This is a genomic window from Mycobacterium sp. (assembly GCF_035603715.1).
Classification (GTDB): Bacteria; Actinomycetota; Actinomycetes; order Mycobacteriales; family Mycobacteriaceae; genus Mycobacterium.
In genome coordinates this window covers 1-6,628 of the sequence record NZ_DATNJW010000235.1, presented here as the reverse complement: position 1 = coordinate 6,628, position 6,628 = coordinate 1, and the positions used below count along the sequence as shown (strand labels likewise).

General features: G+C 65.8%; 7 protein-coding genes and 1 pseudogene. 2 read left to right on the top strand and 6 right to left on the bottom strand.

What is annotated here, in order from left to right:
* Nucleotides 1-449, bottom strand: a pseudogene (locus tag VN856_RS09995) (hypothetical protein); the annotation flags it as partial.
* An 83-nt stretch (nt 450-532) separates the two neighbouring features.
* On the opposite strand from VN856_RS09995, the gene VN856_RS09990 reads away from it, so the two are divergent.
* The gene (locus VN856_RS09990; RefSeq protein WP_325688487.1) at nt 533-1,852 is read left to right on the top strand and encodes a glycosyltransferase 87 family protein; all 1,320 of its coding nucleotides are present in this window, start codon (nt 533-535) and stop codon (nt 1,850-1,852) included.
* Between the two features lie 4 nt (nt 1,853-1,856).
* Here the strand turns inward: VN856_RS09990 and VN856_RS09985 are convergent, their stop codons facing one another.
* The 5 genes from VN856_RS09985 to VN856_RS09965 form a co-directional block, all read right to left on the bottom strand.
* A complete protein-coding gene (locus VN856_RS09985) occupies nt 1,857-2,588 on the bottom strand; it encodes a lysophospholipid acyltransferase family protein (RefSeq protein WP_325688485.1) in 732 nt (243 codons plus the stop codon).
* 151 nt (nt 2,589-2,739) lie between these two features.
* Nucleotides 2,740-3,132 (bottom strand): hypothetical protein, encoded by a 393-nt coding sequence (locus tag VN856_RS09980; RefSeq protein WP_325688483.1) that lies wholly within the window; start codon nt 3,130-3,132, stop codon nt 2,740-2,742.
* Entirely contained in the window at nt 3,129-4,403 is a 1,275-nt protein-coding gene (locus tag VN856_RS09975; RefSeq protein WP_325688489.1) for an ArsA family ATPase, read from the bottom strand. The genes VN856_RS09980 and VN856_RS09975 overlap by 4 nt, the downstream gene beginning before the upstream one ends.
* Nucleotides 4,396-4,833, bottom strand: coding sequence for an SRPBCC family protein (locus VN856_RS09970; protein WP_325688481.1), 438 nt, complete (start codon nt 4,831-4,833; stop codon nt 4,396-4,398). The genes VN856_RS09975 and VN856_RS09970 overlap by 8 nt, the downstream gene beginning before the upstream one ends.
* A gap of 114 nt (nt 4,834-4,947) precedes the next feature.
* Nucleotides 4,948-5,346: a polyketide cyclase / dehydrase and lipid transport gene (locus VN856_RS09965; RefSeq protein WP_325688479.1), complete on the bottom strand. Its 399-nt coding sequence runs from the start codon at nt 5,344-5,346 to the stop codon at nt 4,948-4,950.
* 115 nt (nt 5,347-5,461) lie between these two features.
* Here VN856_RS09965 and VN856_RS09960 point away from each other — a divergent pair.
* Nucleotides 5,462-6,628: AMP-dependent synthetase/ligase (locus VN856_RS09960; RefSeq protein ID WP_325688477.1), on the top strand; the 1,167-nt coding region annotated here is incomplete at its 3' end.

The following is a 6,628-nucleotide window of genomic DNA, read 5'->3' as shown; positions in this document are numbered from 1 at the left end:
ATCAGCGGGTGCAACCCCAGAACCAGGAGTCCACCTACCGCGACCGCGGCGAACACCGCGTCGACCGACGTCCGCCCGTCTTCCTCCCAGTAGACGTCGGACAGGTGCAGGATCAAGGCATACTCGTCGAGCACCAGCGCGGCGCCGATGCCGAAAATGATTGCGATCGCGGTGAATTCGGGCTCGGTTCCGTTGACGGACAACGTCACCAGTGTGATGCCGGAGATCATCACCATGACGACGCCGACCACCACGTGATGGACGTGCTTGGAGCCGATGTGGATGTTGCGTGGCTCCCACCACCGCGGCGGCCGGCCGGTGCTGTCGCGGCGGCGAATCAACCGCACGGAGGTGCGTGTCACGAAGAACGTCAGGATAAAGGCGATCAGGCAGCACAACAGGGGTAATCGACCGCGACCGATGATGTCGTGTTCGAACCAGTGCAGCACGCTTGAAAAGCTACGCCCCCTTCGGCCCGATGACCGTCCACGACACCGACTAGCACGCCCGCACCGATTAAGCTGTCACCGACATGAGTAGATGGGGCTCGCCCGACGCGGGCAGTGGGCGCGGGCGGGCAGCCACGGCGCAGCCGAATATCTGGCGAAACGCCGGATGGGTGCTGCTTCAGGCGCTGGCGCTGGTCGCGCTGGGTTACGCCGGGTGGCGAGTGGTCGGAAGCACCACCTACCGCATCGACATCGACGTGTACCGGATGGGCGGCCAAGCCTGGCTGGACGGCCATCCGCTGTACAGCCCCGACGTGAAGTTCCACACGCCGATCGGGCTGAACCTGCCGTTCACCTATCCCCCGCTGGCCGCGGTCATCTTCGCCCCGTTCGCCTGGCTGGGGATGCCGGCCGCCAGCGTCACCATCACCCTGATCACGCTGGCGCTGCTGCTGGTCTCGACGATGATCGTGCTGACCCGGATGGACGTGTGGGAGGCCAGCCGGTGGGTGCCCGGTCCGGGGTGGTTGCGCCGTTGGTGGCTGACCGCGCTGATCGTGGCGTGGGCGACGCTCTACTGGGAACCGATCATGGCGAACTTCGCCTTCGGTCAGATCAACGTCGTTCTGATGACGCTGGTGATCGCCGAGTGCGTGCCGCGTCGCACGCCGTGGCCGCGGGGGCTGCTGCTGGGACTGGGCATCGTGCTAAAGCTCACTCCGGCGGTGTTCCTGCTGTACTTCCTGCTGAACCGGGACCGCCGCGCCGTCCTCACCTCGTTGGCATCGGTCGTGACCGCGCTCGCGGCCGGGTTCGCGTTGGCTTGGCAGGACTCGTGGGAGTACTGGACTCACACCGTGCGCAACACGGATCGGATCGGATCGGCGAGCCTGAACACCAACCAGAACATCGCCGGAACGTTGGCCCGGCTGGGCCTCGACGAGCACCAACGATTCCTGCCATGGGTGCTGGCCTGTTTCCTGGTGCTGGCGCTGACGGTGTGGGCGGCCCGTCGAGCGTTGCGCGCCGGCGAGCCGGTCTTGGCGGTGATCTGCATTGCCTTGTTCGGGCTGGCGGTGTCGCCGGTGTCCTGGTCGCACCACTGGGTGTGGATGCTGGAGGCGGTGCTGGTGACGGCCGTGCTGGCCTGGCGGCGGCGAAACGTCGTCATGGCCGTGGTCAGCGCCGCCGGGGTGGCTCTGATGGTGTGGACCCCGATCGATCTGATGCCCAAGCACCACGAGGTGACCGCGCCCCTGTGGCGTCAGCTCGCCGGGGTGTCGTATCTGTGGTGGGCGCTGGCGACCCTGGTCGCCGCCGGAGCCACCATTTCTGTCGGCGCCGCAACCGCGCCCGCGCCCCGGCCATCGACTGCGCCGGCGCCGGTGTCCGCGGTCAGCTGATCGCTTATCCGGCAGCCGTCTGCGGAATCCGCGACGACGATTGCTTGTCCGACGGCGCCGATCCGTTGCCGTTCTTGAGCGTCGCGGCGTAGATGTCGACGTATTCCTGATCGGAAAGCCCCATCAGCTCGTAGATCACCTCGTCGATGACGGCGCGTTCGATGAATCGGTTGCCTGCCAGACCGTCGAACCGGGAGAAGTCCATCGGCTTGCCGAACCGGACAGTGACCTTTCCGAACCGGAGCATCGAGGTTCCGGGCGGGTTCACCTTGTTGGTGCCGATCATCGCGACGGGGATCACCGGGACGCCGGTCTCCAGCGCCAGGCGTGCCAGCCCGGTCTTGCCTTTGTAGAGCCGGCCGTCGGGCGAGCGGGTGCCTTCGGGATACATGCCAAGCAACTTGCCTTCGCCCAGAACCCGCTGGGCGGTGTCCAGCGCGGCTTGAGCCGCGTCGGCGCTACTGCGGTCGATCGGCACCTGGCCGACGGCGGTGAAGAACCAGCGGCTCCACCAGCCCTTGAAACCTTTTCCGGTGAAGTATTCCGACTTCGCCAGGAACGTGATCCGGCGCCGCACCACCAGCGGCAGATAGAAGCTGTCCATCACCGCCAGATGGTTGCTGGCCAAAATGGCCGGACCGGATTGCGGGACATATTCCAGTCCTTCGATTTTCGGTCGGCCGAGGATGGTCAGCAACGGGCCGAGGAAGATGTACTTCAAAAGCCAGTACGCCATCGAGCCTCCTACTCAGCCGCGCCAACAGTGTTCAGCGCCAAGACTACCCATCGAGTGTGTGTGGGACCACAGCACACGCACCACTTAACAAACACTTACGTCTTACTCACGCCTTCGATACCGACTCGACAGCTGTCAGCAAATCGATTTTCTATTCGTCGACGGTGACGGAGATGGGCTGATAGCGAGTCGACGGGCGGGGGTCGGCTGCGGCCTCGGGTTCCACACCGCCGCCCGGCGGTCCGTCCGGCGGCGGCGTCGGCGGTGCCGGCGTCGTCTGACCGACTTGATCGACGATGGCCCGAATCACCGACAGCAGCGAGACGCTGTGCTCGGCGATCACGGTTAGCAGCGGATGTTCGTCCCCGCTGACCACCGCGGCCAACGCACATACCGGGCACCACACCTGTTGGCATTTGCCGGTGCCCGCGCCGTCACCGACTGCCATCGACGCGGCCAAACGCACCGCGGGATCGATCTGGTCGAGGATTTTCTGCGCGAGCTTGCGTAATTCCGGTCCGATGTCGGGGTGCACGCCAGTCACTTCGGCCACACCTCCGGATCGGGTTGAAAACGCACCGTCAACTCGCTGCCGCGAAGATGCGCGTCGATTACCGTGCATCGCCGCAGGACGGACGCCAATCGGACTCTTCGCCGCATCCCACCGGCACCAACGATCAGGTCGTCGCCGACCCTGCCCAGGCTGAGCGCCCCGGAATCGATCTGCGGCAACTCTAGCCGCAATCGGTACACCGACTGCAGTCCGGATCCGGATTCAAGATCGACGACGGGACGCAACGGTCCGGGCGGCGCCGACCCGTCGCGGCGGCGTGCGCTGTCCAGCAGCTCGGCCAGTGCCTTGGCGCCGATCGGTTCGCCGGCCAGATGAGGGGTGAGGACCAGCGCGACGTCGCCGATCGCGGCATCGAGTTCGTCCAGCACGGTTCGCTGTTCGCTGATCCGCTCCGAGTACCAGTCGAAGGCCGGATGCGCAGGCAGGTTGCGGTATTCGTACGAATCGTCCTGCATCAGAATCTGGTTGACGATTAACTCCTCGACACGCACGCCCATCAGCGCCAGCGAGCCGAGCGTCCGGACCGCCTCGGCAGCCACCACGCGCTCCGCGGTGAGCACCAGGTGCGCGCCGACGCGCGTGCCATCAGTCAGCAGCGCGCTGAGTTTGTCGACGCTGGCGCTGATGCGTTCAAGCAGTTCCACCACCGCGGTGGACCGTACGTCGTCGGCGCCGGTGGAAAGCCGGCGATGGCGTGGCCACGCGCGCTCGACGTAGAGCGCGAAGGTCGCCGGCAAGGTCAGCATCCGCAGTGCATCGGCTGTCGACGCGCAGTCGACCACGATGTGGTCCCACTCCCCGCACTTTGCCAGCTCACCGACCTCATGCAGGCCGAGCACTTCCTGAACCCCCGGGAATGCCGAAAGTTCTTCGGGCGCAATATCGCCCAGCTCTGATTCGGGGAAGCGGCGACCCACCGTGTCGACGACCGTGCGCCAGCGCGCTTCCAGCAGCGCCAGAGTGTCCACCGCCAACGCGTCGAGCGCACCGCCGCCCGCGTCAGTCGACCCGGTTTCAAGATCGGCCATCACCCGGACGGCATCGCGTTGACCGGTCGGCGAGACCGCGACACCGAGCACATCGCCCAGCGAGTGCGCTTGGTCGGTGGACACCAGGAGCACCCGCTGACCGGCGCGCGCTTCATGCACGGCCGTCGCGGCCGCCAACGTGGACTTGCCTACCCCACCCTTGCCGACGAAGAGACTGATCCGGGCCGGGGCGGGCGCTGCGGACTCACTCAGCCTCGACTCGTTTCTTCAGATCCTTCAACGCGGTGTCGGTCAACCTGCGCTCGGCTTTCCGCTTGAGCAGACCAATCATCGGAATCGCCAGGTCGACCGTGAGCTCGTAGGTCACGTCAGTGCCAGATCCCTTGGGCGCCAATCGATATACGCCATCAAGAGCCTTGAGCAGCGAACTGGAGACCAGCGACCAGCTGACCGACTTACGGTCCTTCGGCCACTTGTAGGAGAGCACCAGGGTGTCTTTGAGCACGCTCGTGTCCAGCACCAGTCGCGCCACCTTCGGGTTGCCGGCGGAGTCGGCTTCCAGGACCTCGGCCTCGGTATATTCCGACACCCAGTCGGGGTACGAACCGATATCTGCGATCACGTCCATAACCGTGCTGGGCGCCGCGTCGATGTAGATCGTCTGGGCCGTCTTCTCCGCCACCTAATCGCTTCCTTCTCCGCGCTGCGCGGGTTGGGCTCCCCGGCCCGCCGCTATACCTGCGTCATCTGGGCCCCAACCTCGGCCCACGGCAGAAACGGTACTCCCCGGCGAAGCTCAGCCCTGGTCAAGCATCGGAGAAACGCCGACTTGGCGGGAGCGTTCCAGCGTCATCTTGACTTCGAAGGCCATTTTCTTGCCCGCAACCCGACGCCGATGTGTCATTTTCGCAAGATTGAGCTTGGCCAGTTGCGAGGCCGACACCCCGGACGGCTCGGCGTGCAGAAAGTAATGCAGCAGCACGCCGTCCAACATCGGTTCCAGCCAGATCTCCATGGTGCCGGTCAGCGGCCCCGTCGCTGCCCACCGAACGCCCAGCGGTCCGCGCTGTTCGGTGACTTCCAGCCGCAGATCGGGCCACCACCGCCGCCAGTTGGCCGGGTCACCTACGAAGGCCCCCACGCAGGCCGGATCGGCGGCGATAAACGTCTCGTCGGCAATCTGAACGCTGTGCACGGCCAATAGCTTCACATACAGCAGCCCGACCGGCGCACTACCCTCCGGGCTGGCATCGTCGCCGGACTAGGCTGGTTTCCCGCCTGGTCGGATTCACTGAAGCGAGGTCAGAAGAGTGCGTGAAATTACCGCGCCCGCTCCGTTTACGGTTGACGAGCACGACAACATCGTTACCGCGGTGTTCGAGCACGAGCGCAACGACCCCGACGCGGTGATCTTTCAGCGCCTGGTCAACGGGACCTGGATCGATGTGACGTGTGCCGCTGCGGCAGCCCAAATCCGCTCCACCGCATTGGGTTTGATCGCAGACGGGGTGCGGCCTGGCGATCGGGTCGCCATCTTCTCGGCAACCCGCTACGAGTGGGCGATCCTGGACCAGGCGATCCTCGCGGTCGGCGGCGTCACCGTCCCGATCTACGAGACCTCGTCGGCCGAGCAGGTGCGCTGGGTGCTGACCGATTCGGGCGCGGTCATGGCCTTCGCCGAAACCGATGCCCACGCTTCGATGATCGCCGAGCTGGCCGGCAATCTGCCCGAACTGCGGCGCGTGCTGGACATCGACGGATCGGGTCCCAAAGCGCTCGACCAACTCGAGCAGGAGGGCGCGTCGGTCGACCCGGCCGAGCTCACCTCTCGGGTCGAGGCCCTGCACGCCGACGATCCGGCGACGCTGATCTACACCTCGGGCACCACAGGGCGCCCTAAAGGCTGCCAACTGACCCACTCGAACCTGGTCTACGAGACCCGCGGAGCCAAGGCGGTGCTGCCGACACTGCTGCGCAAAGGTGAGCGGCTGCTGGTGTTCCTGCCGCTCGCGCACGTGCTCGCGCGGGCGCTGACGCTGTGCGCGTTCCATAACAAGGTCATCGTCGGATTCACCAGTGACATCAAGAATTTGGTGCCGATGTTCGCGGTGTTCAAGCCGACCGTCGTGGTGTCGGTGCCGCGGGTGTTCGAGAAGGTCTACAACACTGCCGCGCAGAACGCCGCCAACGACGGCAAGGGCCGCATCTTCGAGATCGCCGCCCAAACCGCCGTCGACTGGAGCGAGGCATCCGATCACGGCGGCCCGGGTCTGCTGCTGCGGGCCAAGCACGCCCTCTTCGATCGGCTGGTGTACCACAAGCTCCGCGCCGCACTGGGCGGCGACTGCAACGCATCGGTGTCCGGCGGTGGACCGCTGGGCGCGCGGCTGGGCCACTTCTATCGCGGCGTCGGCCTGACCATCTACGAGGGCTACGGCCTGACCGAGACCAGTGCGGCGATCACCGTCAACCAGATC